The sequence below is a fragment of the Geomesophilobacter sediminis genome, assembly GCF_016458275.1.
GTDB classification, from domain to species: domain Bacteria; phylum Desulfobacterota; class Desulfuromonadia; order Geobacterales; family Geobacteraceae; genus Geomesophilobacter; species Geomesophilobacter sediminis.
The window spans coordinates 1-26,999 of sequence record NZ_JAEMHM010000012.1; the positions used below are offsets into that span (position 1 = coordinate 1).

Annotated in this window: 25 protein-coding genes; 8 read left to right on the forward strand and 17 right to left on the reverse strand. The window is 58.7% G+C overall.

Features of this window, described 5'->3' with window-relative positions:
* On the reverse strand, positions 1-291 hold a 291-nt coding region (locus JFN93_RS14935; RefSeq protein WP_199384902.1), incomplete at its 3' end, for a transposase.
* 325 nt (positions 292-616) lie between these two features.
* Between JFN93_RS14935 and JFN93_RS14940 the strand changes: the two genes are divergently transcribed.
* Both JFN93_RS14940 and JFN93_RS14945 read left to right on the forward strand, forming a co-directional pair.
* Complete coding sequence (locus JFN93_RS14940; RefSeq protein ID WP_199384903.1) at positions 617-1,543, forward strand: retron St85 family effector protein; 927 nt, start codon at positions 617-619, stop codon at positions 1,541-1,543.
* Positions 1,533-2,510: a retron St85 family RNA-directed DNA polymerase gene (locus JFN93_RS14945; protein ID WP_199384904.1), complete on the forward strand. Its 978-nt coding sequence runs from the start codon at positions 1,533-1,535 to the stop codon at positions 2,508-2,510. Before JFN93_RS14940 ends, JFN93_RS14945 begins: the two co-directional genes overlap by 11 nt.
* A gap of 1,024 nt (positions 2,511-3,534) precedes the next feature.
* Here the strand turns inward: JFN93_RS14945 and JFN93_RS14950 are convergent.
* The 14 genes from JFN93_RS14950 to JFN93_RS15015 form a co-directional block, all read right to left on the reverse strand.
* Positions 3,535-4,989, reverse strand: a complete 1,455-nt coding sequence (locus JFN93_RS14950; protein WP_199384905.1) for an NADH-quinone oxidoreductase subunit N — start codon at positions 4,987-4,989, stop codon at positions 3,535-3,537.
* A 148-nt stretch (positions 4,990-5,137) separates the two neighbouring features.
* Complete coding sequence (locus JFN93_RS14955) at positions 5,138-6,823, reverse strand: NADH-quinone oxidoreductase subunit M (protein WP_199384906.1); 1,686 nt, start codon at positions 6,821-6,823, stop codon at positions 5,138-5,140.
* A gap of 48 nt (positions 6,824-6,871) precedes the next feature.
* On the reverse strand, positions 6,872-8,881 hold the full coding sequence (nuoL, locus tag JFN93_RS14960; RefSeq protein ID WP_199384907.1) for an NADH-quinone oxidoreductase subunit L: 2,010 nt from the start codon (positions 8,879-8,881) through the stop codon (positions 6,872-6,874).
* Positions 8,882-9,003: 122 nt separating this feature from the next.
* Complete coding sequence (gene nuoK, locus JFN93_RS14965; RefSeq protein WP_199384908.1) at positions 9,004-9,306, reverse strand: NADH-quinone oxidoreductase subunit NuoK; 303 nt, start codon at positions 9,304-9,306, stop codon at positions 9,004-9,006.
* A gap of 21 nt (positions 9,307-9,327) precedes the next feature.
* The gene (locus JFN93_RS14970; RefSeq protein WP_199384909.1) at positions 9,328-9,831 is read right to left on the reverse strand and encodes an NADH-quinone oxidoreductase subunit J family protein; all 504 of its coding nucleotides are present in this window, start codon (positions 9,829-9,831) and stop codon (positions 9,328-9,330) included.
* 10 nt (positions 9,832-9,841) lie between these two features.
* Complete coding sequence (gene nuoI / locus JFN93_RS14975; protein WP_199384910.1) at positions 9,842-10,240, reverse strand: NADH-quinone oxidoreductase subunit NuoI; 399 nt, start codon at positions 10,238-10,240, stop codon at positions 9,842-9,844.
* Positions 10,241-10,269: 29 nt separating this feature from the next.
* A complete protein-coding gene (gene nuoH, locus JFN93_RS14980) occupies positions 10,270-11,319 on the reverse strand; it encodes an NADH-quinone oxidoreductase subunit NuoH (RefSeq protein WP_199384911.1) in 1,050 nt (349 codons plus the stop codon).
* Positions 11,320-11,522: 203 nt separating this feature from the next.
* The gene (locus JFN93_RS14985) at positions 11,523-13,988 is read right to left on the reverse strand and encodes a molybdopterin-dependent oxidoreductase (RefSeq protein WP_199384912.1); all 2,466 of its coding nucleotides are present in this window, start codon (positions 13,986-13,988) and stop codon (positions 11,523-11,525) included.
* A gap of 193 nt (positions 13,989-14,181) precedes the next feature.
* A complete protein-coding gene (gene nuoF / locus JFN93_RS14990) occupies positions 14,182-15,963 on the reverse strand; it encodes an NADH-quinone oxidoreductase subunit NuoF (RefSeq protein WP_199384913.1) in 1,782 nt (593 codons plus the stop codon).
* Between the two features lie 37 nt (positions 15,964-16,000).
* Positions 16,001-16,510: an NADH-quinone oxidoreductase subunit NuoE family protein gene (locus tag JFN93_RS14995; RefSeq protein ID WP_199384914.1), complete on the reverse strand. Its 510-nt coding sequence runs from the start codon at positions 16,508-16,510 to the stop codon at positions 16,001-16,003.
* A 26-nt stretch (positions 16,511-16,536) separates the two neighbouring features.
* Positions 16,537-17,706, reverse strand: coding sequence for an NADH dehydrogenase (quinone) subunit D (nuoD, locus tag JFN93_RS15000; protein ID WP_199384915.1), 1,170 nt, complete (start codon positions 17,704-17,706; stop codon positions 16,537-16,539).
* Between the two features lie 42 nt (positions 17,707-17,748).
* A complete protein-coding gene (locus JFN93_RS15005) occupies positions 17,749-18,225 on the reverse strand; it encodes an NADH-quinone oxidoreductase subunit C (protein ID WP_199384916.1) in 477 nt (158 codons plus the stop codon).
* Between the two features lie 30 nt (positions 18,226-18,255).
* Positions 18,256-18,768, reverse strand: coding sequence for an NADH-quinone oxidoreductase subunit B (locus JFN93_RS15010; RefSeq protein WP_199384917.1), 513 nt, complete (start codon positions 18,766-18,768; stop codon positions 18,256-18,258).
* Complete coding sequence (locus JFN93_RS15015) at positions 18,759-19,115, reverse strand: NADH-quinone oxidoreductase subunit A (RefSeq protein WP_199384918.1); 357 nt, start codon at positions 19,113-19,115, stop codon at positions 18,759-18,761. Before JFN93_RS15015 ends, JFN93_RS15010 begins: the two co-directional genes overlap by 10 nt.
* Before the next feature lie 374 nt (positions 19,116-19,489).
* On the opposite strand from JFN93_RS15015, the gene hemL reads away from it, so the two are divergent.
* The 6 genes from hemL to JFN93_RS15045 all read left to right on the forward strand — a co-directional run bounded on the left by hemL (position 19,490) and on the right by JFN93_RS15045 (position 24,220).
* The gene (hemL, locus tag JFN93_RS15020; protein WP_199384919.1) at positions 19,490-20,773 is read left to right on the forward strand and encodes a glutamate-1-semialdehyde 2,1-aminomutase; all 1,284 of its coding nucleotides are present in this window, start codon (positions 19,490-19,492) and stop codon (positions 20,771-20,773) included.
* A gap of 804 nt (positions 20,774-21,577) precedes the next feature.
* Positions 21,578-21,823, forward strand: a complete 246-nt coding sequence (locus tag JFN93_RS15025) for an AtpZ/AtpI family protein (RefSeq protein WP_199384920.1) — start codon at positions 21,578-21,580, stop codon at positions 21,821-21,823.
* Positions 21,792-22,181: an ATP synthase subunit I gene (locus tag JFN93_RS15030; RefSeq protein WP_199384921.1), complete on the forward strand. Its 390-nt coding sequence runs from the start codon at positions 21,792-21,794 to the stop codon at positions 22,179-22,181. Before JFN93_RS15025 ends, JFN93_RS15030 begins: the two co-directional genes overlap by 32 nt.
* A gap of 5 nt (positions 22,182-22,186) precedes the next feature.
* Positions 22,187-22,876, forward strand: coding sequence for a F0F1 ATP synthase subunit A (gene atpB / locus JFN93_RS15035; protein WP_199384922.1), 690 nt, complete (start codon positions 22,187-22,189; stop codon positions 22,874-22,876).
* Positions 22,877-23,004: 128 nt separating this feature from the next.
* A complete protein-coding gene (atpE, locus tag JFN93_RS15040; protein ID WP_199384923.1) occupies positions 23,005-23,280 on the forward strand; it encodes an ATP synthase F0 subunit C in 276 nt (91 codons plus the stop codon).
* Positions 23,281-23,497: 217 nt separating this feature from the next.
* The gene (locus JFN93_RS15045) at positions 23,498-24,220 is read left to right on the forward strand and encodes a PHP domain-containing protein (RefSeq protein ID WP_199384924.1); all 723 of its coding nucleotides are present in this window, start codon (positions 23,498-23,500) and stop codon (positions 24,218-24,220) included.
* Between the two features lie 168 nt (positions 24,221-24,388).
* Here JFN93_RS15045 and JFN93_RS15050 read toward each other — a convergent pair whose 3' ends face one another.
* Complete coding sequence (locus JFN93_RS15050) at positions 24,389-25,297, reverse strand: DMT family transporter (RefSeq protein WP_199384925.1); 909 nt, start codon at positions 25,295-25,297, stop codon at positions 24,389-24,391.
* Between the two features lie 8 nt (positions 25,298-25,305).
* On the reverse strand, positions 25,306-26,889 hold the full coding sequence (locus JFN93_RS15055; protein WP_199384926.1) for a peptide chain release factor 3: 1,584 nt from the start codon (positions 26,887-26,889) through the stop codon (positions 25,306-25,308).
* Positions 26,890-26,999 lie beyond the last annotated feature (110 nt).

The following is a 26,999-nucleotide window of genomic DNA, read 5'->3' on the forward strand; positions in this document are numbered from 1 at the left end:
TAAATGACCAACTCTGCTGCGGCGCCAGTTGACCCACCGGGCATAGCGGAAGGAGAGGTTTTGGATAATTCGTGAAAAAGGGATGGTATCCACTTGGTAGAGCAGATGGACGTGATTTGTCATGAGACAGAAGGCATGAATGGAGCAGCCATAACGCTCAATCCCTTCCTGCAGGAGGAGATAGAAACGATAACGGTCCTTGTCGCTGAAGAATATATCCTGTTGTGCGTTCCCCCGAAGGATCACATGGTAGTACGCACCAGGGTAATGGAGCCGGTGTTTGCGTGCCATCCCGCAAAGTTATCCCGAGATTGAAACTTTGCAAGCCTGACCCCAGGTTTGGCCCGCCAAGGAAGTGGGCCCCAAGAAGGGGCCGGAAGCTAGTCGTGGTGCACTTCAGAAGTAGAATTCACCCCCCAGGTTGTGCCTGCCGGTTTTTCTTTATTTTTATTTCATTTAGTGCCATCAATAGGAACCCCTAGTTGAAAGGAGCACAACTCCTTTCTGTGGTTGGTGTATAGCCGACCCGTATATATTGTTGGATACTCTATGCACATGTTCGCTGAAGGTCCTTTCATCAAACATGTGCTTCGCAACTCCGAGTAGGGGAACAATTATGACTTGGCACAACCATCCGCAGTATCTCCTTGCCAAAAACAGGTTCATCGAAGATTTTTCTGCATACAAACTAACCAACCTGCACTATTCCCTTCCAAAGATAATTTTCATATGTGGCGGCAAGGATGAAGATTGTCCAAATCGATCAAACCTAGAAAAATATTTTAAAAAACATTTGAATAGGCACCTGATTTTTCGAGCTGAAGATGCTTGGGCTGTAATCAGTAAAGGAACAACTAAAACAAACGCCCTGGACTTGGAGGAAAAGCTTGCAAGCTTTTCTGACATCGTGATCATTCTTGTAGAAAGCTTTGGCACTGTAGCAGAGTTAGGAGCTTTTGCTTCTAGCGAGCCTTTGCGCAGAAAGTTGTTACCAATTCTCAATAAAGACTATGTAGCTGATGAGTCCTTTGTTAATACTGGCCCAGTAACTTGGGTCAATAAAGACTCCAAGTATAAGCCATGTATACATGCCAATTTTTCTTCAATCTTAACCTCCATGACTGAGATAGAAGAGAGGATATCTCGCACAAGCTGGGAAATCACTTTTTCAAACATTGTGCACGGGGATTATAAATTTTCAAACAAGGTCATGCTTTTTTTTCTCATGCATGTTCTAGTTGCACTGGGTCCAATTTCATTAAATGAAACAATTTCAGTGACAGGTCGCATAATTAACTACGGTGATAAAAGCAATATCAATTCAATTTTATCTTTGGGCGTTGCCTTGGGTATTTTCGGTGTAATGTATGAAAACGGAGAACCATACTACTTTTGCAAAGACTTTAAAAAGTTATTTTCAGCTACTTCTACAAAAGCTTTTCTACATAGGATTCAATCCAGCAGAGCACAAGCACTATCGTCTTTGTACAAGATAGAAAATTATAAAAAAGCCGCACTGAAGGTGGTTACCGATGTTGCTTGAATTTATAGCTCAACATCTAATACTTACACCAGAGTATATCCTCACGGTCGCCAATACTGCCTCAAAGCGATACAAGGAATACTACATAGACAAGCGCGATGGGACAAAAAGGTTGATTCACCACCCATCAAAAGAGCTCAAGAGCATCCAACGCTGCATAAACCAGGGAATACTACCACGTCTTCCAGTTCATCATTGTGCGGCCGCCTATAAGCCTGGAGCAAAACTAATTGATCATGTAACAAGGCATAAAAATTCTAAGTATCTACTTCGTCTTGACTTTAAAGACTTTTTTCACAGATTAACTGATATGGATATAATGCTGTGCCTAGATGAATATAAGCACTTTCTTCCTTCGGATTGGAATGTTCTTGACTCAGACCTTTTAATAAAACTTGTTTGCAGATACCATAAATTAACCATTGGCGCTGCCACCTCGCCATCGCTTTCCAACATTTTATGCTTCAAATTAGATACCCAGATTCAGACTTTATGTGACCACCTAGGTGTTGAATATACTAGATATGCTGACGATATGTATTTCTCTACGATAAAGCCCAATATCCTTTATGACGTTCGCAGCTCTGTATATAATATAGTAAACTCGTTAAAGTACCCTTCAAACCTTTTGTTTAACAATAGAAAGACTAAGCATACTTCAAAGAAACATAGAAGAGTTATAACAGGACTTGTAGTTACACCCACTGCTAAAATTTCGATCGGCAGAGACAAGAAGCGTGATATTCGCTCAAAAATATACAACTGGAATGGCTTATCCGTAGCTGAAAAATACTCATTAAAAGGCTATCTTTCTTACTGCAACAGCGTTGAGCCTTCATTTATAAATTCTTTATGTGATAAATATACTGCAGGAACGATAAACTTAATTTTGAAGTATGACGAATCTGCAGAGGCACCAAAACCAAAACTGCTGAGCCCTATTGAAGCAATTGCTGCCTCCGCGTAAAACCTTCTAAGCGTCGTTTCACTTCTAAAGTAAATTGACATATATGATTACAGCATTGAAAGGCCGTACCGCGCTTTGAACCCGGTACGGCCTTTTTATTTAACCTACCAAAATGTGAAACTGGAGACAACGGGTTCCTTAGGGTCAGGTCTGGACATGGACAATGACCTGTCAATGTCCAGACCCTAAGGAACTATGCTAAGGAACTATGTGGACAATGATTTGTCACCCTGACACCCAGGAAGTTTCCCGGGCAGTAATGTGGTAGAAAGCTCCTGGGTACTCGATCCTGAGCGGACGGGCAATAACGAATCCCCTGTGTTGGATTGAAGCACAGGGGAAAATACCAAGGGCTAAGTTTTTGTCAACGGTGTAGGCCTGACCCCCAAGAATTACCTGACCCCTCAGATCGGGCCTTTTACAGCACGAACTTGACGACGTATGCACAGATGATTGCAAATATTCCTGCGGCTACAGCCTTGAAATAATTCTTCAACACGACCGAGTAAAATGCATACAAAAACGCGAAAAGCCCAAGCATATAAACTATGAAACGCACAAATCGACCTCCTTATCCAGTTGAGAAACATTGAATACAGCAAGAGGATTTACAACTACCTCAAAATGGTCTAACACTATTTTGTCTATTATTAACGCCCCCTGTTTAACGGAGGGATTTCCTTTTCAGCGCACCGATTCCACGCGGCGCCTGTGCCTTAAGCTCATGCTCCAACATATTGAGCTTCAAATCCATATGTTTAATAATCTCAGAAATGATTGTTCTTTGATCGTCGGGAAGGAATTTACAGGACTCCTGAAGTGACTCTTTCCAGTTTACTATTGCGCAGATGATATCTTCTAAACTACTCGACACCACTCCTCCAAGACCTGTTGGCATAAGTAAAGATTGAGCTACTCATCGACGTATACCTTCAAAAAAAATACGTAGCATCCTTTTGTATTGAGCCTAGAAAGAAAAAAGCCCTCCTTAAAAAGGAGGGCTTTTTCTTTCTAAAATATTTCCCTAGAACTGCACGGCCTTCTGTGCGAGCTCGAGCACGGTGCCGGGGACTACGCCGAGGACCAGGGTGGTCGCTACGCACAGCAGCAGGCAGACGGCGATGGCCGGGGTCATGCCGACCCAGTCAAAGTCCTCTTCGCTCGGCTTGAAGTACATGTACACCATCACGCGGAGGTAGTAGTACACGGACGCTGCGGAGTTGAGAACCCCGATGATGGCCAGCCAGATGTACCCGCTCTTGATGGCCGCGGAGAAGAGGTAGAACTTCCCGACGAAGCCTGCGGTCGGCGGAATGCCGGCCAGGGAGAACAAGAACACGCAGAGGATGGCGGCAAGCAGCGGACGCTTCTGGCCGAGCCCGGCGAAGTCCTGAACGTTGCCGTTGGCCTCGCCCTTCTTCCCGATCAGCACGATCACGGCGAAGGCGCCGATGTTCATGAAGGTGTAGGAGAGCATGTAGAAGAGGATACCGGCGACCCCTTCCGGGTTGCAGGCGGTGAAGCCCACCAGGGCGTAACCGGCATGCGCGATGGAGGAGTAGGCGAGCATTCTCTTGATGTTGTCCTGGCTGAGGGCGATGATGTTGCCCACGGTCATGGTCAGCACCGCGAGGATCCAGAGCAGGTCGGTCCAGTCATGCTTGAGGGTCGGGAACGCGACGATCATCACCCGGATGAAAGCGGCAAAGGCGGCTGCCTTCGGCCCCGCGGACATGAACGCGGTGATCGGGGTCGGTGCGCCTTCGTAGACGTCCGGGGTCCACATGTGGAACGGTGCGGCGGCGGTCTTGAAGGAGAAGCCGACGGCGATCAGGAGCATCCCCACCACGAAGAGGCTGTTGGTGGCAACCTGCGGGTTGGTGGCCACGAAGCCGGCGATGTTGCCGATCTTGGTGGAGCCGGTCGCGCCGTAGGTCAGCGCCATCCCGTAGAGGAGGAAGCCGGTGGAGAAGGCACCGAGGAGGAAGTACTTGAGACCCGCCTCGTTGGACTTGAGCGACCCGCGGTTGAAGCCGGCCAGCACGTAGAGGCTGATGGAGAGGACCTCGAGACCGAGGAAGATGACCATCAGGTCCATGCCGCAGGCCATCAGCATCATCCCGACCGTGGCGAAGAGGATGAGCGGATAGAGCTCGCCGTGGTTGATCTCCTCGCGGACCACGTACTTGTCCGAGATCAGGATCGCCAGCGCCGCGGAGCAGATGAAGATCAGCTTGAAGAAGACGGCGAAGTTGTCCAGCTGGACCGCACCGCCAAAGGCGGCAACCGGCTGGCCCCAGCCACTCACGACGCTGGCCGCGGTCGCGACGAGACCGACAAGGCTCAGGACGCCGAGGTACCCCTTGCTCTCGCTCGGGACAAAGACGTTGACCAGGAGAAGCAACATGGCGATGCACGAGAGTATTATCTCGGGCATGATCGGCGCCAGGTTAATGGCCGGGATTGCAATTGTTTCCATCTATAATCCTCCGGTTTCTAAAACTTGCGGTTCGATAACTAGTAAGCCGGCGTTGTGTGTGGGTTCCGGGAACCCCATCCTCACCCTGTCCCTCTCCTTGAAGGAGAGGGGACGTTTGGGCGAGTGTTGCGCTGAAGGTTCGTCGTTCTTAGTGCTGGGCAGCGCCTTCGGCAGGAGCGGCGGCCGGCATCTGCATGCCGGCGTGCGGATCGGCCGGGGCGGCCGGTGCGGCTGCGGGCATCTGCATACCGGCGTGCGGGTCGGCGGCCGGGGCGGCACCGGCGGCGGCCGGAATCACCTGGACCGGGGCGGCAGCGGCCGGAGCGATCTGCAGCTGGGCCACTCTGTTCTTCCCTTTGGTCTGCGCGATCATGCGGTCGATCGACGGGCTCATGGAGTCGATGAACGGACGCGGGTAGATGCCCATGAAGAAGATCAGGGCGACCAGCGGAACCATGATGGCGATTTCGCGGGCGTTCAGGTCTTTGAGGACCTGGTTCTTCGGATTGGTCAGCTCGCCGAACATGACGCGCTGGAACATCCAGAGCATGTAGACGGCGGAGAGGATGACGCCGGAGGTGGCGATGATCGCCCAGGGTTTGAGAGCGGACTCGAAGGAACCGAGGAGGACCAGGAACTCGCCGACGAACCCGTTGGTGCCCGGGAGGCCGATCGAGGAGAAGGTTACGATCATGAAGATGGTGGCGAATACCGGCATCTGCTTGGCAAGGCCGCCGAAGTCGGAAATGAGCCTGGTGTGCCGGCGTTCATAAATGAAGCCGACGATAAGGAACAGTGCGCCGGTGGAAACGCCGTGGTTGAGCATCTGGAGCATGCCGCCCGCGATCCCCTGCTGGTTGAGGGCGAAGACGCCGAGCATGACGAAGCCCAGGTGAGCTACCGAGGAGTATGCAACCAGTTTCTTGACGTCCTGCTGCACCATCGCGACCAGCGAGGCGTAGACGATGCCGATCACGGAGAGGGTGGCGATGAGCGGGGTGAAGCGTGCGGTTGCGTCCGGGAAGAGCGGCATCGCGAAGCGGACGAAACCGTAGGTACCCATCTTCAGGAGGACGGCGGCCAGGATGACGGAACCTGCGGTCGGCGCCTCGGTGTGGGCATCCGGCAACCAGGTGTGCAGCGGGAACATCGGGACCTTGATGGCGAAGGCCAGGGCGAAGGCCAGGAACATCCAGGTCTGGGTCGCCGGGTCAAGGCTCACTTCGTAGAAGCGGAGCAGGTTGAAATCGCCGCCACCCGCCTTGAAGTAGAGGGTGATCAGAGCGACCAGCATGAGGAGCGAACCGACCATGGTGTAGATGAAGAACTTGACCGCTGCGTAGATGCGGTTCTTGCCACCCCAGATACCGATGATGAAGTACATCGGGATCAGCATGACCTCCCAGAAGATGTAGAAGAGGAAGAGGTCGATGGAGATGAACGCACCGAGCATGCCGACTTCAAGAAGCAGCAGGCAGATCATGTATTCCTTCACCTTCTCCTCGACCGCCGTGTAGGTGGAGAGGATGGCGATCGGCATGATGAAGGTGGTGAGGATGACGAGCCAGAGGCTGATACCGTCGATACCGACGTGGTAGCTCATCTGGAAGGGACCGGCCGCGATCCACGGGGTCTTCTCCAGGAATTGCATCCCGCCGTTGGCCGTGGCAACCGGGTCGAACCCGGTGATCAGCGGCAGCGAAATGAGGAAGTTCACCACCGAGACCGCCAGGGCGATGGAGCGCAGGGCACCTTTGCTGTCCTTGGGAACCAGCATAAGGATCAGCGCGCCGATCAGCGGTGTGAAGGTTAGTATGCTCAGTAAGTGGCTCATTTACTCTGCTCCTTTTACACAGTGAGTCAGTAAAGATCGAATCGATTCTTAACGGAAGACGTAGACCGCCACGATAACGACGGTGCCGAGCACCATGCCGTAGGCGTAGTTGTGGACATAGCCGGTCTGCGAGTAGCGCAGGATCCCGGAGAAGCCTTTCACGATACCGGCGACCCCGTTCACGATCCCGTCGACCACGACCACGTCGAACCCTTTCCAGAGGAAGCCGCCCAGGGCCTTGCAGGGATTGACGAAGCAGAAGTCGTAGATCTCGTCCACGTACCATTTCTTGTAAACCGCACGGTGCAGCGCCGGGAAGGCCGAGGTGAACTTCTCCGGGATCGTCGGGGAGACGATGTAGAGCGCGTAGGCAAACGCGATGCCGCAGCAGGCGATCAGAACCGAGACGCCCATCAGGCCCCATTCCAGGGCCGGGCTGTGCTCGCCGTGGGCGCCGGGGAGGCTGTGAGCCATGTAGTTGTTGGAGTAGGCGAAGACCGGCTCCAGCCAGTGCTCGAAGTAGTTGGGCATGCCGCCGAGCACCTCGCCGAGGAGCTTCGGCATCCCGATGTAGCCGCCCAGCACCGAGAGGATGGCGAGGCAGATGAGCGGGATGGTGATGACCGCCGGGGACTCGTGCAGGTGGTGGTACGCCTTCTCGGAAAGCTTGGTCTCGCCGAAGAAGGTCATGAAGACCAGGCGGAACATGTAGAACGCGGTCAAGAGGGCGGCAACGGCGCCGAAGGCCCAGAGGACGATGTTCACTTCACCGTGGAGCGGGTTGGAGAATGCCTGCCAGAGGATCTCGTCCTTGGAGAAGAAGCCGGCGAAGCCCGGGATACCTGCGATGGCGATGGTGGCGATCAGGAAGGTGAGGAAGGTGATCGGCATCTTCTTGCGCAGGCCCCCCATGTTTCTCATGTCCTGCGGGTCCGCGTCGGAGTGGACGTGGTGCAGGGCATGGTGCATGGCGTGGATGACGGAGCCGGACCCGAGGAACAGGCAGGCTTTGAAGAAGGCGTGGGTCATCAGGTGGAAGATACCCGCGGTGAAGGCGCCGACCCCCATGGCCAGGAACATGTAGCCGAGCTGGGAGACGGTCGAGTACGCGAGGACCCTCTTGATGTCGTTCTGTGCGGTACCGATGGTGGCCGCGAAGAGCGCGGTGGCGCCGCCGACGCAGGCGACGACGAGGAGCGCGGTCGGGCTCTTGATGTAGACGAAGTTCATGCGGCCGATCATGTAGACACCGGCGGTGACCATGGTGGCCGCGTGGATGAGTGCGGAGACCGGGGTCGGACCTTCCATCGCGTCCGGGAGCCAGGTGTACAGCGGAATCTGTGCCGATTTACCGGTGGCGCCCAGGAAGAAGAAGAGGCCGATCGCGGTGGCGACGCCGCCGGCCGGAATCAGGTCGGCGTGGGAGGCGAGCTCGCGGAAGTTGATGGTCCAGACGTTGTAGTTGTGCCCCAGGAACCACCACATGGTGAAGAGGCCGAGCAGGAAGCCGAAGTCGCCCACGCGGTTCATGACGAATGCTTTCTTACCGGCGTCGCCGGCCGACTTCTTGTGGAAGTAGTAGCCGATCAACAGGTAGGAGCAGAGACCGACCCCTTCCCAGCCCACGAACATGAGGAGCAGGTTGTTGCCGGAAACCAGCAGCAGCATGGAGAAGGTGAAGAGGTTCAGGTAGGTGAAGTACCGGTAGAACCCTTCCTCGCCGTGCATGTAGCCGATGGAGTAGAGGTGGATCAGGGAGCCGACCCCGGTGACCACCATGAGCATCACCGCGGAGAGCGGGTCAACCAGGAAGCCGATGTCGGCCTTGAAGGTGCCGGACTGGATCCAGGTGAAGATGGTCTTCTCGAAGTGACGCTCCTCGCCAGGCATCGAAATGAGCTGGAAGAGAATGCCGCAGGCGACCACGAACGAGCCGACGACCGCCAAGGTGGCGATCCCGCCGATTACCGCTTCGTTCTTTATCTTCTTCCCGAACAGGCCGTTGATGAGCACCCCGATGAGCGGGAACAGGGGTATCAACCATACGTATTCAAGCATTCCAGACTCCTTTATTGCTGTATTTCTTTAGTATCAGAAGGTGTCGTGTTCGAATCAGTCTGAGGGGTGGCTGAGGGGGACAGGCACCTGGCGGAGCCAGTCCCCGGTAGACCCCTATCCGACTACAGCTTCAGCATGTTGACGTCTTCCACGTCGATGGATTCGCGGTTCTTGTAGAACGCGATCATCAGCGCGAGACCCACGGCGGCTTCGGCCGCGGCGACGGTCATGATGAAGAAGACGAAGACCTGTCCGTCGATGGACCCGAGGTAGTGCGAGAAGGAAATCAGGGTCAGGTTGACGGCGTTGAGCATCAGCTCGATGCACATGAAGATGACAATGGCGTTTCTTCTTACCAGCACCCCGATCGTCCCGATGGAGAAGAGGATCGCGGAGAGGATCAAGTAGTTGTTCAGAGCAAGCATGTCAGGCCCCCTTCGGCAGCGTTAGATTTTGCGTTTGGCCAGGATCACCGCACCGACGATGGCCGCCAGGAGCAGGATCGAGGTGATCTCGAACGGAAGGAGGAAGTCGGTGAAGAGCGCCTTCCCGATCAGTTCGATGTGACCAACCTTCACCACTTGGGCGCGGTCCATGGTGCCGGTAGCCCCGCTCAGGGTGCCGCGGCCGAGGAACCAGACGGTCTGGAAAAGGAGGAACAGGCCAATGGCGCCGCCGGCGAAAACGGCGTGACTGCCGCGTTTCACCGCTTCCACCCGGATGTTCAGGAGCATGATCACGAAGACGATCAGGACCATGATTGCGCCGGCGTAGACCATCACCTGGGTGACCGCCATGAACGGAGCGTCCAGGGTGACGTACAGGGTGGCGAGGCAGAAAAAGGTCATCACCAGCGACAGGGCGCTGTTGATCGGGTTCTTGCAGGTGACTACCAGGATGCTGCTCAGGACCGCCACCGCAGCCACGATGAGAAAGAAGATCGATTCCATTGCTGCTCCTTTATTTCTTTTCTAAGAGTCGGTCTTTAGTAAAGGTGAAGTCGGCGCGCTTGTAGTTGGCGAGCTCGAATTCCTCGGTCATCTTCAGCGCGTCGACCGGGCAGGCTTCCACGCAGTAGCCGCAGAAGATGCAGCGCAGCATGTCGATCTCGTACTTGGCGGCGAACTTGTTATGGTTCGCATCCTCCCCGGCCTCGACGGTGATGCACTTCGCCGGGCAGACGGTGGGGCAGAGGTAGCAGGCGACGCACTTGGCATTCTCGTGCGAAACCTTCAGGGCATGCAGCCCGCGGAAACCGGGGGCAATCTGCGGCCGCTCATCCGGATACTGCAGGGTGACCGGCTTCTTGAAGAGGTGGGAGAGGGTTATCTGGAGACCTTTAATCAGCGGCATTATCATTTTTCGGCACCTCGCCTGGATTTCGTTTCTTACTTGACCAGCGTAGCCACGATACCGGTGGCGACGACGTTGAGCAGGGTCAGCGGCAGGAACACCTTCCAGCCGAGACGCATGAGCTGGTCATAGCGGTAACGCGGGTAGGTGGCGCGGATCCACATGCAGAGGAAGATGAGCGCGTAGACCTTGGCGATGAACCACATCCAGCCCGGAAGGAACGGACCGTGCCAGCCGCCCAGGAACAGGGTGGTGGTGACGGCGCATACGGTGACCATGTTGGCGTATTCAGCCATGAAGAACATCGCGTACTTCATGGAGGAGTATTCGGTGCAGAAACCGGAGACCAGCTCCGTCTCGGCCTCGGGAAGGTCGAACGGGGTACGGTTGATCTCGGCGATGGAGCAGATGAAGAAGATCACGCAGGCCAGGGGCTGCTTGAAGGCGTACCAGTTCCAGATCCCGCCCGCCTGGTCGGCGACGATCTTGTGCAGGCTCAGGCTCTCGGAGAGCATGAAGACGCTCACGATGGCGAGGCCGGCGGCAAGTTCGTAGGAGACCATCTGCGCCGCGGAGCGCAGACCCCCCAGCAGCGAGTACTTGGAGTTGGAGGACCAGCCGGCGAGGACGATGCCGTAGACGCCGAGGCCCGCCATGGCCAGGATGTAGAGGACGCCGACGTTGATGTCGAAGATCTGCTGACCGGCCTGGTCGTAGTACGCGGCGATCTGCATCGGGACGGTGTAACCGCCGATGCTCACCGGGGCGCCGAAGGGGATGACGGCGAAAGAGATGAAGGCCGGGATCAACGCGACGAGCGGCGCGACCAGGAAGGCGAACTTGCTCGCCTCGGAGGGGATGATCTCCTCCTTGAAGAACAGTTTCACGCCGTCGGCGATCGGCTGCAGCAGACCGTGCCAACCGGTCCGCATGGGTCCAAGACGAACCTGCATGTGGCCGATAATCTTGCGCTCAGCATAGGTGGCGTAGGCCACCGTAAGGAGCACGAAGACGAAGGCTACGAGCACCTTGGCAACCATGGCTATGTAGTACGCGACTGGCAGTCCTAAGATTAGCGTCTCCATCTGATAGTCTTCCCCTCTTGTGTGAAATTAGCTTTCGTTATGCCGGGTTACGTAGTGATCGTATGCTGTATGCACGGGCCCCATATACCGCAAGGGTAGGGCCCCAGGGGACTGGCTCCGACAGGTGCCGGTCCCCCTCTTAAAGGGGTGGGAGGGGGACTGGCACCTCGCGGAGCCAGTCCCCTTCTTTGCATCCCTTTGTCTTACTTCCCTACGGTGACCAGGGTGACGGCGGCGCCGTCGGTTACCGTGTTGATCGAGGCGTCCGCGAAGTGATACGGTGCGAACACCACGCCGGCCGGAAGACGCTTGCCGACTTTGGCCTTGAGCGAGACGGAGCCGACGTCGGACTTGACGGTGATGGCATCGCCTTCCTCGATCTTGAGCGCCTTGGCGTCAGCCTCGGAAAGCTCGGCGTAGGCATCGCCGCAGACGTACATCGGGCCTTCGCCGAAGCGGGACAGGGTGCCGCTGTGGTAGAGCGCGCTGCCGGTGACCAGGGCGAGCTTGCCGGCGGCAGCCGGTACCGCCGGTGCGGCGACCGCGTTCAGCTTGGCGGCCGGTGCGACCGGGAGGACCGCGCCTTCGTCGCCCAGACCGGAAAGGGTCAGTCCCTGGTAGGCCGGGACGGTGGCGGCGATCTCGCCGAAGACCTCGGCGACGTTGCCGTAGCGCTTGCCGGAGAGGGCGGCGTTCAGGTCGTTGAGGATCTCGAAGTCGCTCTTGGCGAGACCAGCCGGCTTGACCGCCTTGTTGATCTGCTGCACGCGGCGGCCGACCGAGGTGAAGGTACCGTTTTTCTCGGCGAAGGAGACGGCCGGCAGTACCACGTCGGCGAACTGGGCGGTCTCGGTAAGGAAGAGATCGCTCACCACCACGAACTCGGCCTTCTCCAGCGCGGCCTCGACCTTCTTGCGGTTCGGGTAGGATACCACCGGGTTCTCGCCGGCGATGAAGAGCGCCTTGACCTGGCCGTTTGCGGCCCCGTCGATGATGGCAGCGCCCTTGAGGCCGCCGTTTTTCGGGTAGATCCCGAGGTCGGCAGCGCCCTGGCTGTTGTTCTTCTCGCCCATGATCAAAAGGCCGGAGCCTTCCTTGCCGATGCGGCCGGTCAGGATGGCGAGGTTGGCGACCGCCTGGGCGAGCGCCGCGTCGTGGCCCGGGTAACCGAGGCCGATCGGGAGCATGATGAGCGCCTTCTCGGCGGCAGCGTATTCCTTGGCGAGGGCGACGATCTCTTCGGCGGCGACGCCGGTTACCGCAGCAACCTTCTCCGGGGTGTAGTCGGCAAGGGCGGCTTTGAGCTGATCGAGACCGGCGACGCCGGCGACGGCGAGGTTCTCGGCGATGATCACGTTGGCCAGCGCGTTGACGAAGGCGATCTCGGTGCCCGGCTTGTGGACCGAGGTCTTGGCGCCGGGGAGCCGGGAGATCTTCCCTTTCTTGTCGGAAACGATGCGCAGGGAAACCCCTTGGCGCTTGACCCCGAGGTTGATCTCGAAGCCCAGGACCGGGTGGGTCTCGTAGGCGTCGGTCTTGATCACCAGGAGGAGATTCGTTTTCTGGATGTCGGCGATTTCCGACGGGGAGGTGACGGTCCCGAAGGCCTTCTGCGCCCCCTCGGTCAGCGCCGCGTGGGCGTAACCGGCGGAGTGGTCGATGTTGTCCGAGCCCAGGGTGCCGCGGAAAAGCTTCTCGAAGAGGAAGAGCTCTTCGTTGGTGAGGTGCGCGGTGGTCAGCGCGCCGACCGAGCCTTTGGCGGCCCCGAGTTTCTCGGAGACCAGCTTGAGCGCCTCATCCCAGCCGGCTTCGACGAACTTCCCGTTCTTCTTGATGAGCGGGGTGGTCAGGCGGTTGTCGGAGTTGACGAACTGGTAGGCGAAGCGGCCGCGGGTGCAGAGCTGGCCGTTATGGAAGCCCTGGTTCTCGTCGTAGACGGTGGTGAGGACCTTGTTGTCCTTGACCCCCAGGGTCAGCTGGCAGCCAGTCCCGCAGTAGGAGCAGACCGACTTCACCTTGTTCAGTGCCCACCAGCGGGCCTTGAACTTGAAGGGGCGGGAGATCAGGGCGCCGACCGGGCAGACCGAGATGCAGGAGCCGCAGAACTCGCAGGAGAGCGGGCCGTCGAACGGGGTCCCCATCTTCGCTTCGATACCGCGGTTGATGAAGGTGTACGCGCCGTAGGAAACGATCTCGTCGCAGATGCGGGCGCACTTGCCGCAGTGGATGCAGCGGTTCATGTCGCGCTCGATGAGCGGGTTTTCGTAGTCGATGGCGTGGTTGAACTTCTCGTCGGAGAACTGGTTGCAGTTCACCTTGTATTCGTAGGTGAGGTTCTGCAGGTCGCAGTCGCCCGCGGCATCGCAGACCGGGCAGTCCAGCGGGTGCTTGAGAAGCAGGAGCTCGAGAACGAGCTTGCGCGCCTTAACGATCTCGTCGGTGGTGGTCCGGACGATCATCCCCTCGGTCACCGGCGTGGTGCAGGCGGGGATGAGACGACCCTTCATCTGCTCGACCTCGACGAGGCACATGCGGCAGCCCCCGAACGGGTGAAGCTTCTTGTCGTGGCAGAGGATGGGGATCTTGATCCCGACCGATTTCGCGGCGTCGAAGATCGTCGCGTCTTTGGCTACCGTCACCTGAGTGTTATCGATTGTAAGGTTTACCATCTCGACTCTGTCTCCCGGAGTTCAATTCATCGTTCTACGTTCGACGTTCGACGTTCGGCGTGGTTGCCTCGATACGTGAACCGAAGGTAAAACTGGCTTTATTGAGATCTTCGTCGTCGCTGACGTCAATATCTCGGTACTTTCTGCCTTCAACGTCGAACGTCGAACGACGAACGTCGAACGTCGAACCGGTTTATTCAATGGCCATGAAGCGGCAGGCGTCATAACAGGACTTGCACTTGGTGCAGTTTTCCTGGATCAGGTACGCTACCTCGCCCTTCTCCCACTTGATAGCGTTGGAGGGGCAGGCCCGCTTGCAGGCGCCGCACTTGACGCACTTCTCATCGACCACTTTCCAGAGCAGAAGCTCCTTGCAGCAGTTCGACGGGCAGCGCTTGTCGTTGATGTGCGCCTCGTACTCGTGGCGGAAGTACTTGACGGTGGAGAGGACCGGGTTCGGTGCCGTCTGGCCCAGACCGCACAGGGATGCCTTCTTGATGGTGGCGCCCATGTCGAGCAGGGTCTGGATGTCCGAGGTCTTGCCGCGTCCTTCGGTGATCCCCTCGAGGATGTCGAGCATCGCCTTGAGGCCGATCCGGCAGGGTACGCACTTGCCGCAGGACTCCATCTTGGTGAAGGTCAGGAAGAACCGCGCGACGTCCACCATGCAGGTGGTCTCGTCCATGACGACCAGACCGCCGGAGCCCATCATGGCGCCTGCCTTGATGAGGGAGTCGTAGTCGACCGGGGTGTCCAGAACCTCGCCCGGGATACAGCCGCCGGAAGGACCGCCCGCCTGGACCGCCTTGAACTTGCGGTTGTTGGCGATGCCGCCGCAGACGTCGTAGATAACCGAGCGGACCGTCATACCGGCCGGAACCTCGACCAGACCGGTGTGCTTGACCTTACCGGTGACCGCGAAGATCTTGGTCCCCTTGGTGGTATCGGTCCCCAGCGAGGCATACCATTCGGAGCCCTTGTTGATGATGTGGCGGACGTTGGCGAAGGTCTCGACGTTGTTGATGTTGGTCGGGTAGCCCCAAAGGCCCTTGACCGCCGGGAACGGCGGACGGGGACGGGGCATGCCGCGCTCGCCCTCGATGGAGGCCATGAGGGCGGTCTCCTCGCCGCAGACGAACGCGCCGGCGCCCTTCTTGATCCTCAGGTCGAAGTCGACGCCCCAACCCTGGATGTTCTTGCCCAGGTACCCCTTCTCGTAGCAGGTGTCGAGCGCGCGCTGGAGACGCTCGATGGCGAGCGGGTACTCGGCGCGGACGTAGACGTAACCGGCGGTGGCGCCGATCGCGTAGGCCGCGATCATCATCCCCTCGATGACGCAGTACGGGTCACCTTCGAGGATGGAGCGGTCCATGAACGCGCCCGGGTCACCCTCGTCGGCGTTGCAGATCAGATACTTGTGGTGTCCGGGCGATGCGGCGCAGAAGGACCACTTCATGCCGGTCGGGAAGCCCCCGCCCCCACGGCCACGCAGCCCGGACTTCTTCACCTCGTCGGTGACCTCGTTCGGCTTCATGGTCTTGACGCACTTCTCGATCGCCTTGAAACCGTCCTCTTCGAGGTAGGCGCTCAGCTTCTCCGGGTCGATCTGGCCGCAGCCGGTCATGACCACGCGCATCTGCTGGTCGACGAAGGTGTTGTAGTAGGCCTTCGCCTTCTTCTTCTCGATCGGGGTCTGGGCGACGATGTGCTCGTCCAGGATCGCGGCGACGTCGGCCGGAACCACGAAGTCATAGGTGACCCGCCCGAGCTCCGGGGTGATGACGTCGACGAGGACGTCGTTCGCGCAGAGGCCGCGGCAGCCGGTCTTCACGACGTCGCAGCGCTTGCCGACGACCGCGTTGATACCCTTTTCCGCGATCAGCTTGGTAAACTCGGCCTCCACCTGCTTCGCGCCGGCCGAGATGCCGCCGGTACCCTGACAGATAAGTATCTTGATTGCTTCGTTATCGCTCATGAAAGTGGTTCCCCTGCTGGAAGATTTCGCTTCTCGCCTACTTCATCGGCCGCTGGTTGTAGGTTTCGATGATCTCGTCCACCTTCTGGACGGTCATCTTCCCGTAGGTGTCGTCGTTGACCATGGCCAGCGGCGCCATGCCGCAGGCGCCAAGGCAGGCAACCTTCTCGAAGGTGTAGCGCAGGTCCGCGGAGGTCTCGGCGTGGCCGATGTGGAGCCGGTCGAAGAAGGTCTCGGTGATACGCTCGGCACCCTGGACGTGGCAGGCGGTCCCGACGCAGACCCTGATGATGTACTTCCCGCGCGGCTTCAGGTGGAACTGGGCGTAGAAGGTCAAAACCCCGTAGATCTGGCTCGGGTAGACGTTGAGCCGTTCGGCGACCAGGTCGATGGTCGGCTTCGGCACGAAGCCGTAACCGTCCTGGATCCCCTGGAGGACCGGCATCAGGTTCCCCGGCAGGGTCAGGTATTTGTCGATCACCTCGTTCGCTAGGGCGAGGTCGATCTCTTCAGTCGGGAGCTCTTCTGCTGCTGAGGCGTTAGACATGTACCCCATCTCCTTTGTCGTTAGTGTTACCGGTCGATTTCACCCAGAACGATGTCGAGCGTTCCGATGACCGCGACGAGGTCGGCCATCATGGAGCCCTTGGCCATCTTCTCGATGGCGCTCAGGTTCACGAATGAGGGGGGACGGACCCGCATGCGGTACGGCTTGGCGCTCCCGTCGGAAACGAGGTAGTAGCCGAGCTCCCCTTTGGGGTTTTCCACACCGACGTAGACCTCCCCTTCCGGTGCCGGGAACCCTTCGCTGGCGATCTTGAAGTGGTGGATCAGCCCCTCGATGGAGTTGTACACGTCCTCTTTGGGCGGGTAGCAGACCTGCGGCTCGTCGGCGAGGACCGGGCCGGGCTTCAGCTTGCCCAGGGCCTGCTTCAGGATGCTGATCGACTGGCGCATCTCGACGAGGCGGCACTTGTAACGGTCGAAGGTGTCGCCCTTCTCGCCGACCGCCACCTGGAAGTCGTACCCTTCGTAGCCGGAGTACGGCTCGTCGCGGCGCAGGTCGAAGTCGACCCCGGAACCGCGCAGCGGCGGACCGGAAAGGCCGTAGTTGATGGCGTCCTCGGCGCTGATCACGCCGTTGCCGACGGTACGCTGCAGCCAGATGGTGTTCTTGGTGAGGAGCCCCTCGTAGGTGTCGAAGTGACCGATGAAGGTGTCGACGATGTTCTGGACCGCCGGGACGAACCCTTCCGGGACGTCCTTGGAGAGGCCGCCGACGCGGAAGAAGTTGGAGGTCATGCGGGCGCCGGATACCATCTCGTAGATGTCCATGACCAGCTCGCGCTCGCGGAACGCGTAGAGGAACACGGTCATCGCGCCGATGTCCAGCGCGTGGCAGGCGATCCAGACCAGGTGGCTCTTGAGACGGGTCAGCTCCGCCATGATGACGCGGACGGTCTGGGCCCGCTCCGGCACCTCGATGCCCAGGAGCTTCTCAACGGCCAGGACGTACCCCAGGTTGTTGTGCATCGGGGCCAGGTAGTCCATGCGGTCGGTGAGGGGGATGGTCTGGTGATAGGTACGGTGCTCGGAGAGCTTCTCGATACCGCGGTGCAGGTATCCGATATGCGGGGTGATCTTCTCCACAATCTCCCCGTCGAGCTCGACGACGAGCCGCAAAACGCCGTGGGTACTGGGGTGCTGGGGCCCCATGTTGAGAGTCATTATTTCGGTGCTCATTGATCGCCTCTATGTGTTGGAAGATTTAATTCCGTAGTCAACTTACGACAAACGACCCTTGTACGGCTCGCGATCGGGTCCCTGCAGCGGGTAGTCTTTCCGAAGCGGATAGCCGACCCAGTCATCGGGCATCAGGATCCTTCTGAGATCCGGATGGTTGACGAAGTTGATCCCCATGAGGTCGTAGACCTCGCGCTCGAGCCAGTTGGCCGTGTTCCACAGGGCCGTTGCCGAGTCGATGGAGTCGTCCACCGGCGCTTTCACGCGGAGACGGTCCTTGTTGGGGATGGAGTAGAGGTTGTAGACCACCATGAAACGGGGGGACTGCCCGAGGTAGTCAACCGCAGTGACGTCGGTCAGGAAGTTGTAACGGAGATCTTCCTTGAGGGTCTTGAGGATCTCGAGGATCTTCTCCTTCTTGACGGTCACGGTGACTTCGCCGCGAAACTCCTTGCACTCCAGGATGGAATCGGCGAAACGCTCCTTGAGTTTCACTACAGCGCGATGATTTTCAGCCATATGCCTTACCTTTCCCTTTGGTCTTTTGGGTTACGCGGCCGGTTCGAGCTTTTCGCCCAGGCCGATAGTGGAACCGAAGCTGTTGCGCTCCTTGGAGATCTTGTCCTGCAGCTTCATGATCCCGTAGAGCAGCGCTTCCGGACGCGGCGGGCACCCCGGGATGTAGACGTCGACCGGCAGCGCCTCGTCGATCCCCTGAACCACGGAGTAGGTGTCGAAGATACCGCCCGAGCAGGCGCAGGCGCCCATGGCGATGACCCACTTCGGCTCCGGCATCTGCTCGTACACGGTCTGGATGACCGGGAGCATCTTCTTGGTGACGGTGCCGGCGATGATGATGCAGTCCGACTGGCGGGGGGACGCGCGGAAGATGATCCCGAACCGGTCCAGGTCGTGCTTGGCGGCGCCCGTCGCCATCATCTCGATAGCGCAGCAGGCGAGACCAAAGGTCATCGGCCAGATGGAGGACTTGCGTGCCCAGTTGACCAGGCTGTCCAGGGACGTGGTGAGGATGTTTTCACCCAACGGCTGATCTACTCCCATTCCAGTGCTCCTTTTTTCCAGACGTATACGTATCCAACAAAGAGAATGACGATGAAGACCCCCATCTCGATCAGCCCGAAGGTGCCGAGACGCTTGAAGAGGACCGCCCAGGGGTAAAGGAACACGGCCTCGATGTCGAACAGGATGAAGAGCATCGCGATCAGGTAGAACTTGATCGAGAAGCGTTCGCGGGCGGTGCCTACCGGCTCACAGCCGCACTCGTAGGGCTGGAGCTTCACCTTCGACGGCTTTTTCTGGCCGATCAGCGACGAAAAAACCACCGACCCAAGGCCAAAGAGACAGGCTATGACCACCAGTACCAAGATTGGCAGATACGCACCAAGCATCCTATCCTCCCTACTTACCTGTTTGTTGTTTTATCGTTATGGGCGCACAAATATGCGATATACCGCGCACTTCTTCCCTTGCCGCCCTGCTCAAAGCTCTATCTCCGAGTACCGCGCGCTCAAAAAAAAGTATACTGTATACAACATAGCGACGCGAAATTATTTCATTTGGGTTTCTTTGTCAAGGAGAAAATTTTTTAATGTTAGAAAAAACTTCTGCGCCAAGTGCCGATAAAAACTACAACATTGTTTTAAAATCGGCAGTGGACGGAATGCCCGATGAAAGCCTATTATCCCTTGACAGGCACGGCTCAGCCGTGCTACCAACGGCCAGTTTTTGCCGATATTTATTCTGTAGTTAGGAGAGTCCCGTTATGAACTTCAGTCGCTCCACTTCGCTTTTCCAGAAAGCCCAGCAGTCCATCCCGGGCGGCGTGAACAGTCCGGTGCGCGCCTTCCGCTCGGTGGGCGCCGATCCCCTCTTCATCACCAAGGCGGCCGGTCCGCGCATCTTTGATGAGGACGGCAACTCCTTTATTGATTATGTCGGCTCCTGGGGGCCGATGATCGTCGGCCACTGCCACCCCAAGGTCGTCGAGGCGATCAAGAAGACCGCCGAGAGCGGCTGCAGCTTCGGCGCCCCCACCGAACTGGAAATCACCCTCGCCGAAATGGTCATCGCGGCGGTCCCCTCCATCGAGATGGTCCGCATGGTGAGCTCCGGGACCGAGGCGACCATGAGCGCCATCCGGCTGGCCCGCGGCTACACCGGCCGGGACAACATCCTTAAATTCTCCGGCTGCTACCACGGCCATTCCGATGCGCTGCTGGTCAAGGCCGGCTCCGGCGCCGCCACCTTCGGCGTCCCCGACTCCCCCGGCGTCCCCGCCGACTTCGCCCGCCACACCCTGACCGCCCGCTACAACGACCTCGACTCGGTCCGCGAGCTGGTCGCCGCCAACCAGGGGACCGTCGCCTGCATCATCGTCGAGCCGGTCGCCGGCAACATGGGGACCGTCCCCCCCAACCCCGGGTTCCTCGAAGGGCTGCGCGAGATCTGCACCCAGGAGGGGATCGTCCTCATCTTCGACGAGGTCATGTCCGGCTTCCGCGTCGCCTACGGCGGGGCCCAGGAAGTCTACGGGGTCACCCCCGACATGACCACGCTGGGCAAGATCATCGGCGGCGGCCTTCCGGTTGGGGCCTTCGGCGGCAAGAAGGAGATCATGAGCCTCCTCTCCCCGGCGGGCGGCGTCTACCAGGCGGGCACCCTCTCCGGCAACCCGCTCGCGATGACCGCGGGGATCGAAACCCTGAAGCTCCTCCAGGCGCCCGGCTTCTACCAGCAGCTGGAAGAAAAGAGCAAGGCACTGGCCGAAGGGATCGCCAAGGCGGCCAAGGACGCCGGTTTCCCGATCTACTCGACCCGGGTCGGCTCCATGTTCTGCGCCTTCTTCTCGAAAAACCCGGTCTACGACTGGGATACCGCGGCGGCCTGCGACACCCAGGCCTTCGCCAAGTACTTCAAGGCGATGCTCCAGGAAGGGATCTACCTGGCCCCTTCCCAGTTCGAGACCGCCTTTGTCGGCGCCACCCACGGCGACCAGGAGATCGAAGCGACCATCGCCGCCGCGGCGAAGTGCTTCAAAGGGCTGTAAAACCCCGGGGGTCCGGGGTCGGGGATCGGGGGTCGGGGAAATACCTGGCCCCCGTTTTCTTTTGGGTCCCTGCCGCTCGACAGCGTCACCGTGCCGGTAACGTTGTCAGCGTGAGCGAAACCGTAGGTTGCGTTGCACGGCTTTACCGTGAAACGCAACCGCATCCGCTTTGCCGCAAGCGTCGCGTTTCATTCCGCAACGCGACCTGCCGGCTTGGGTGAGGGCGCAGCATGCTCCGCCCGTCAGATCGACACGTGATGGCACAAAAATGCGCCGCTCCCCGCTCCGGGGAGGGGCGCTGGTGTTTTTTAGGGATTGCTGCCGCAAGAAGATTCGCCCGCCAGCAGGCGCCGACGGACGATTCGTGTAACCATTTGAAAATTTAGTGGATTTTTCTTTTAATGGCAAGAGAAATCTGTCACAGGGCTTGCGGCGGTCAAAACGACCGCCTCGGAGATGATCGTCTGCTTCAGAGGCAAGACCTATACTCGGTAAATTTGGAACGGGGCGTGCAATAAGATATATATAGTCTTTTTTGTCCCGTTAACGCAACCGACCGATTGCATTACCGGCACCGGGGACATCCCGGACTGCTCAGCAGCAGGGGAGCTCGACCAAACAGCGACCGGTGTAATAAAAGATGGCCCGGCGGTATACTGTATTCGGCGTATACCGCGCTCTTACGCGGCCGTTCAATGACTTAAAAGAGTGTCTCTGCGGACAAAAGCGTTGACAGCGTTGTGGGGACTGTGCTATCTAGCCTTGTTTTCTTCCGTCCGTTTACGACGGGTGAGAGGAGAGCGTGTGGACCAAGAGAAAAAAGACCTGTTAAAGACGCTGGGCAATGTCTCGACCATCGGGATATCCTTTGCCGTCGCGATCGCCATAGGGATCTACCTGGGGCTCAAGCTGGACGCCTGGCTGGGAACCAAGCCCTGGTGCTTCTTTATCTTCATGTTCTTCGGTATTGTGGCCGGCTTCCGCAACATCTTCATTCTGGCCGGGAAAGACTTACGCAATGGCGGGGACGACAAGGATAAACGAGGATAACATCTACGGCCGCCTGCTCCAGTGGAGCGGCTGGATGACCTTGGGCCTGGCCGTTTTGGGCCTGCTGATCTTCTCGGTCCGCTTCGGGCTTTCGGTCCTGGCCGGGGGAATCCTCGCTACGGCGAATTTCTATAGAATGCGGCAGGGGCTGGAGGCGATCCTCAACATCCAGCCGGCCAACCCGTCGCGTTACGCGTTCCTTAAGTACCTGGGGCGCATCGCGGTCATGGCGATCCTTCTCTACGTCCTGATCGTCTACCTGAAGGCCGATCTGTTCGGACTGCTGCTCGGGCTTTCGGTCCTCGTGATCAACGTCATTTTATTTTCTATATTCCTGTCCACCCGCAAAGGAGGCTAGCTGCAATGGTTCATCCGTACCTTTTCCTGCATTTCTTCCGCGAAATCCTCGCACCCCTCGGAATTTCCGAAGCCGGCGCGGACGCCGTGGTTTACACCTGGCTGATCATCATTGCGCTGATCCTCGTCTCCCTGGCTGCCACCAAGCGGATGGCTGCGGTCCCCTCCGGGATGCAGAACTTCATGGAAGTCGTCATCGGCGGCATCGAGAACATGCTGGTCGAGACCATGGGCGAGCACGGCCGCCCGTTCTTCCCGCTCATCGCGACCCTGGCCATCTTCATCCTGGTTTCCAACCTGATCGGCCTGGTCCCGGGCTTCTTCCCGCCGACCGCCAACATCAACACCACCGCCGCCTGCGCCGTGGTCGTCTTCGTGATGACCCACGTTGTCGGGGTGAAAGAGCACGGCTTCGGGTACATCAAGCACTTCCTCGGACCCATCATGTGGCTGGCACCGATGATGTTCTTCATCGAGGTGATCGGTCACTTCAGCCGCGTGATCTCCCTCACCCTGCGTCTCTTCGGCAACATGAACGGCCACGAGCTCGTTCTCATCATCTTCTTCGGGCTGGCTCCGTTCCTGGTGCCGCTGCCGATGATGCTGATGGGCGTGCTGGTTTCCTTCATCCAGGCATTCGTCTTCATGCTCCTGGCCATGATCTACATCCAGGGTTCGCTGGAGCACGCGCACTAGGCTGAAGTTCCGCGGAGTCACTTCGGTCAGGGACCTAAGGGACACCAGGGAATCAAGGGACTACGACAATTCGAAGAATTACCATTCCTATACTATTTAGGAAATAAAACCCACAGAAGGAGAAGAAAATGAGCTTTTTTACCATGTGTGTTCTCGCAGCCGGCATCGGCATGGCCCTCGGTACCCTCGGCACTGGCATCGGCCAGGGTCTCGCGGTTAAATCCGCTGTTGAAGGCGTTTCCCGCAACCCGGGCGCTTCCGGCAAAATCCTGACCACCATGATGATCGGTCTGGCCATGATCGAGTCCCTCGCGATCTACGCCCTGGTCGTCTGCCTCATCATCCTGTTCGCTAACCCGTACAAGGATGTTGCTCTCGAACTCGCTAAAACCGTCGCTAAGTAATTTCAGTTTCGGTTTTCGATGTAATGTAAGGGTCCGCTTCGGCGGGCCCTTTTTTTTTGGCCACGGCTCTGAGGGGCTCAAGGGACGCCAAGGCCCCAAAACGAGGGTGCGTGCCTACCCGCTGGGAGCACCATTCCCGGCGCGATCAACCCCACCACCCTGCCCCGATACTTCATGCAGTTGACAATATGTCGGCGTCTGTGAAATAGTCGTTCTCATGAAACTCATAGCCGACCTGCATACTCACACGCTTGCCTCAGGGCACGCCTACTCTACCGTCAACGAACTCGCCCAGGCCGCCGCGGCCAAAAACCTCCTCGCGCTCGGCATCTCGGACCACGGCCCGGCCATGCCCGGGGGGCCGCACCGCTACCACTTCTGCGCCATGCGCTTCATTCCCAAAGAAATCGCCGGGGTCCGGATTTTGCGCGGCATCGAGGCGAACATCATCGATCCCACCGGCAGGCTTGACCTTGCCATCGGCGACATGACTCACCTGGACTACGTCATCGCGGGCATCCACGACCATTGCGGTTTTCCCGAAGGGGCGGACGGGAACATCGATCTCAACACCAGGGCGCTGCTCGCCGCCATGGAGCACCCGCGGGTAAAGTACATCTCGCACCCCGGGAACCCGGAATTCCCGGTTCATTACCGCCAGATTGTCGAGGCCGCCAAGGCTACCGGCACCGCGCTGGAGATCAACAACTCTTCGCTGGGCCTGAGCCGGGTGGGGAGCGCCGGGAATTGCCTGAAGATCGCACGCCTCTGCGCCGAAATCGGCGCTCCGGTCGCCATCGGAAGCGACGCTCACATCGCGCAGGGGGTCGGGGTGTTCGAGGATGCGCTGAAACTGGTTCGTGATGCGGGGATTGCCGAGGAACAGGTGATCAATTCTTCCCTGGAGAGGTTGCTGGGGTTTCTCGGGCTGGAGGCGTAATTCGCCCTTGGGATGGGGTCCGGGCAGTCGTTGAAAGGGGGACGGGCACCATCGGTGTCGGTCCCCCTTTTCTTTGGTCGAAAATGAGCTCATTCCAGCGCTTCGCTCGCTGATCGCGCCAGGAATGGCGCTCCCACAGGTTAGGCAAGGGTCCCCCGAGTTACGGGTCTACCGTCGCGCCATCGACCGCGCCAAAACCAATAACCCCGCAAAGAGAAGAGGAATTCCGCTGAGAGCCAGCGGAGACAGCCGCTCCCCAAGGAGCAAAACCCCGAGCAGTGCTGCGGTGAGCGGTTCGACCAGGGAGAGGGTGACGGCAGTGGCAACGGGTACGGTGCGCAGCCCGGTCGCAAATAACCAGTAGGAGAGCGCGGTGACGAGTACGCCCAGGTAGAGGACGACCCCGATCCCGCTGGGCGCCGCGACCCAGCGCAGGTCGGAAAGGAAAAGCAAGGGCAGAAGTAGGATGGCTCCTATACTAAATACGACCGCCATGACCGCGTCGGGGGTGCGTCCGGGCAAAAGGCCTTTGAGGAGCATGGTATATCCGGCGTAGGATGCACCAGCTCCGAGGGCGAGAAGGATCCCGAAGGGATTCACCGAGATGCCGCCGCCTCCACCGGCCAGCAAACCACAGCCGACCAAGGCCAACAAGGTAGCGACTCCCCAACTGCGCCCGGGCCGCTCGCCACGAAACAGGTAACCAAGGATTCCGGCGATGATCGGCGAACTTCCGATCCCCACCAAGGTTCCCACCGCCACCCCGGTCAGCCGGACCGCCGAGAAGAAGCAGATCTGGTAACAGGCTACCCCGGCCCCGGCCATAAACGTGGTTGCCACCGGCCAGCGCCCGCGGCCAAAGCCGCCCCGGTATAAAGCCGGCAGCAACAACACGATGCTTCCCACCAGCAGCCGCAGCGGTCCGATGGTAAGCGGTCCGGCGCCGGCCGGCGCCAAGGCCTGGGTCGTGCCGGTGGTTCCCCAGAGCATTCCCGCGGCGAGCACGAAGAACGCCCCGGTCAGATTTGGCCGGGGCGCTTCTTTTGCGTAAAGGGGAGACGTCGTCGGTGGTGCCATAGGGGTTGCTAGCTGTGCTCGCGGGTGGCGTGGAATTCCAGGTCCTTCCAGTTTTCCATGGTGTTGTCGAGGCGCCACTGGCTCCCGGCCAGGTAGGCGAGTTTCCCTTCCCCGTCGGTATAACAGGCCATCGCCTCTTTCTTCTGGAATTCGTCGAGTTGCTTCCGGTCGCCGGTGACCCAGCGTGCCGTGACGTAGGAAACCGGCTCGTAGACGGCCTTGACACCGTATTCGTTTTCCAGCCGGTTCATGACCACGTCGAACTGCAGCATGCCGACCGCGCCGACGATCCAGTCGGCGCCCATGAGGGGCCGGAAGACCTGGGTGGTCCCTTCTTCGGCGAGCTGCACCAGCCCTTTTTCCAGCGCCTTGGATTTCAGCGGGTTCAGGATGCGCACCTTGCGGAAGTGTTCCGGGGCGAAGTTCGGGATCCCGGTGTATTTGAGGTCCTCGCCTTGGGTGAAGGTATCGCCGATCTTGATGGTCCCGTGGTTGTGGATGCCGATGATGTCGCCGGCATAGGCCACGTCGACGTTGGTGCGGTCCTGGGCCATGAAGATGGTGGCGTTGGCGATCTGGACCTCGCGGCCCAGGCGGATGTGCTTCACCTTCATGCCACGCACGAACTTGCCGGAGCAGATGCGGAAAAAGGCGATCCGGTCCCGGTGCGCCGGGTCCATGTTCGCCTGGATCTTGAAGGTGAACCCGGTGAACGGCTCCTCGTACGGGGAGACGGTGCGGGTCGCGGTCTCGCGCGGCAGCGGCGACGGAGCGTTGTCGACGAAGGAGTCGAGCAGTTGTTGCACCCCGAAGGTGTTGATCGCCGAGCCGAAGAAGACCGGGGTCTGCAGGCCGGCGAGGTAAGCCTCCTGATCGAACGGGTGCGCCGCCCCTTCCAGAAGCTCCACGTCGGCACGCAGCTCATCGACCTGGCTCCCGAGCAGTTCGTCCAGGCGCGGGTCGTCGAGCCCCTTGACGGTGATGACTTCCCCTACCCCGCGGTCCGCCTCGGGATCGTAGAAGGTGATCTCCTTGGTATAGAGGTGGTAGGTACCGCGGAACCGTTTCCCCATCCCGATCGGCCAGGTCATCGGCGCGCATTGGATCTTGAGCGTGTTCTCGATATCGTCGAGCAGGTCGAGCGGCTCCCGCCCTTCACGGTCCAGCTTGTTGATAAAGGTCATGATCGGGGTGTGCCGCAGGCGGCAGACCTCGAGGAGCTTCTTGGTCTGGCTCTCGACCCCTTTCACGGAGTCGATGACCATGAGCACGGAGTCGACGGCGGTGAGGGTGCGGTAGGTGTCCTCGGAGAAGTCGTTGTGACCGGGGGTATCGAGAAGGTTGATCTCGAAATCGCGGTAGGTAAACTTCATGACCGACGAAGTTACCGAAATGCCGCGCTGTTTCTCCATCTCCATCCAGTCGCTCGTGGCATAGCGGGCGGATTTTCGGGCCCGGACCTCGCCGGCCTGCTGGATCGCGCCGCCGAAGAGCAAAAGCTTCTCGGTTATGGTGGTTTTACCCGCGTCCGGGTGACTGATGATGGCGAAAGTGCGCCGCTTTTCGATCTCCTGCTCGTTATACCTTTTCAACCTGGTACTCCATGTTTCCGGATAAAGTTATGGACAAAAGAAAGGCGAAGATAGTATCTTCGCCAAGTCCTATCGAAGGATTTTTACACGCCCGCCAGTAAAAGGGCAAC

Coding starts and splice junctions, on each gene's coding strand:
- JFN93_RS14940 (WP_199384903.1), top strand. CDS start 617: ATGACTTGGCACAACCATCCGCAGTATCTCCTTGCCAAAAACAGGTTC.
- JFN93_RS14945 (WP_199384904.1), top strand. CDS start 1,533: ATGTTGCTTGAATTTATAGCTCAACATCTAATACTTACACCAGAGTAT.
- JFN93_RS14950 (WP_199384905.1), bottom strand. CDS start 4,989: ATGGAAACAATTGCAATCCCGGCCATTAACCTGGCGCCGATCATGCCC.
- JFN93_RS14955 (WP_199384906.1), bottom strand. CDS start 6,823: ATGAGCCACTTACTGAGCATACTAACCTTCACACCGCTGATCGGCGCG.
- nuoL (WP_199384907.1), bottom strand. CDS start 8,881: ATGCTTGAATACGTATGGTTGATACCCCTGTTCCCGCTCATCGGGGTG.
- nuoK (WP_199384908.1), bottom strand. CDS start 9,306: ATGCTTGCTCTGAACAACTACTTGATCCTCTCCGCGATCCTCTTCTCC.
- JFN93_RS14970 (WP_199384909.1), bottom strand. CDS start 9,831: ATGGAATCGATCTTCTTTCTCATCGTGGCTGCGGTGGCGGTCCTGAGC.
- nuoI (WP_199384910.1), bottom strand. CDS start 10,240: ATGATAATGCCGCTGATTAAAGGTCTCCAGATAACCCTCTCCCACCTC.
- nuoH (WP_199384911.1), bottom strand. CDS start 11,319: ATGGAGACGCTAATCTTAGGACTGCCAGTCGCGTACTACATAGCCATG.
- JFN93_RS14985 (WP_199384912.1), bottom strand. CDS start 13,988: ATGGTAAACCTTACAATCGATAACACTCAGGTGACGGTAGCCAAAGAC.
- nuoF (WP_199384913.1), bottom strand. CDS start 15,963: ATGAGCGATAACGAAGCAATCAAGATACTTATCTGTCAGGGTACCGGC.
- JFN93_RS14995 (WP_199384914.1), bottom strand. CDS start 16,510: ATGTCTAACGCCTCAGCAGCAGAAGAGCTCCCGACTGAAGAGATCGAC.
- nuoD (WP_199384915.1), bottom strand. CDS start 17,706: ATGAGCACCGAAATAATGACTCTCAACATGGGGCCCCAGCACCCCAGT.
- JFN93_RS15005 (WP_199384916.1), bottom strand. CDS start 18,225: ATGGCTGAAAATCATCGCGCTGTAGTGAAACTCAAGGAGCGTTTCGCC.
- JFN93_RS15010 (WP_199384917.1), bottom strand. CDS start 18,768: ATGGGAGTAGATCAGCCGTTGGGTGAAAACATCCTCACCACGTCCCTG.
- JFN93_RS15015 (WP_199384918.1), bottom strand. CDS start 19,115: ATGCTTGGTGCGTATCTGCCAATCTTGGTACTGGTGGTCATAGCCTGT.
- hemL (WP_199384919.1), top strand. CDS start 19,490: ATGAACTTCAGTCGCTCCACTTCGCTTTTCCAGAAAGCCCAGCAGTCC.
- JFN93_RS15030 (WP_199384921.1), top strand. CDS start 21,792: ATGGCGGGGACGACAAGGATAAACGAGGATAACATCTACGGCCGCCTG.
- atpB (WP_199384922.1), top strand. CDS start 22,187: ATGGTTCATCCGTACCTTTTCCTGCATTTCTTCCGCGAAATCCTCGCA.
- atpE (WP_199384923.1), top strand. CDS start 23,005: ATGAGCTTTTTTACCATGTGTGTTCTCGCAGCCGGCATCGGCATGGCC.
- JFN93_RS15045 (WP_199384924.1), top strand. CDS start 23,498: ATGAAACTCATAGCCGACCTGCATACTCACACGCTTGCCTCAGGGCAC.
- JFN93_RS15050 (WP_199384925.1), bottom strand. CDS start 25,297: ATGGCACCACCGACGACGTCTCCCCTTTACGCAAAAGAAGCGCCCCGG.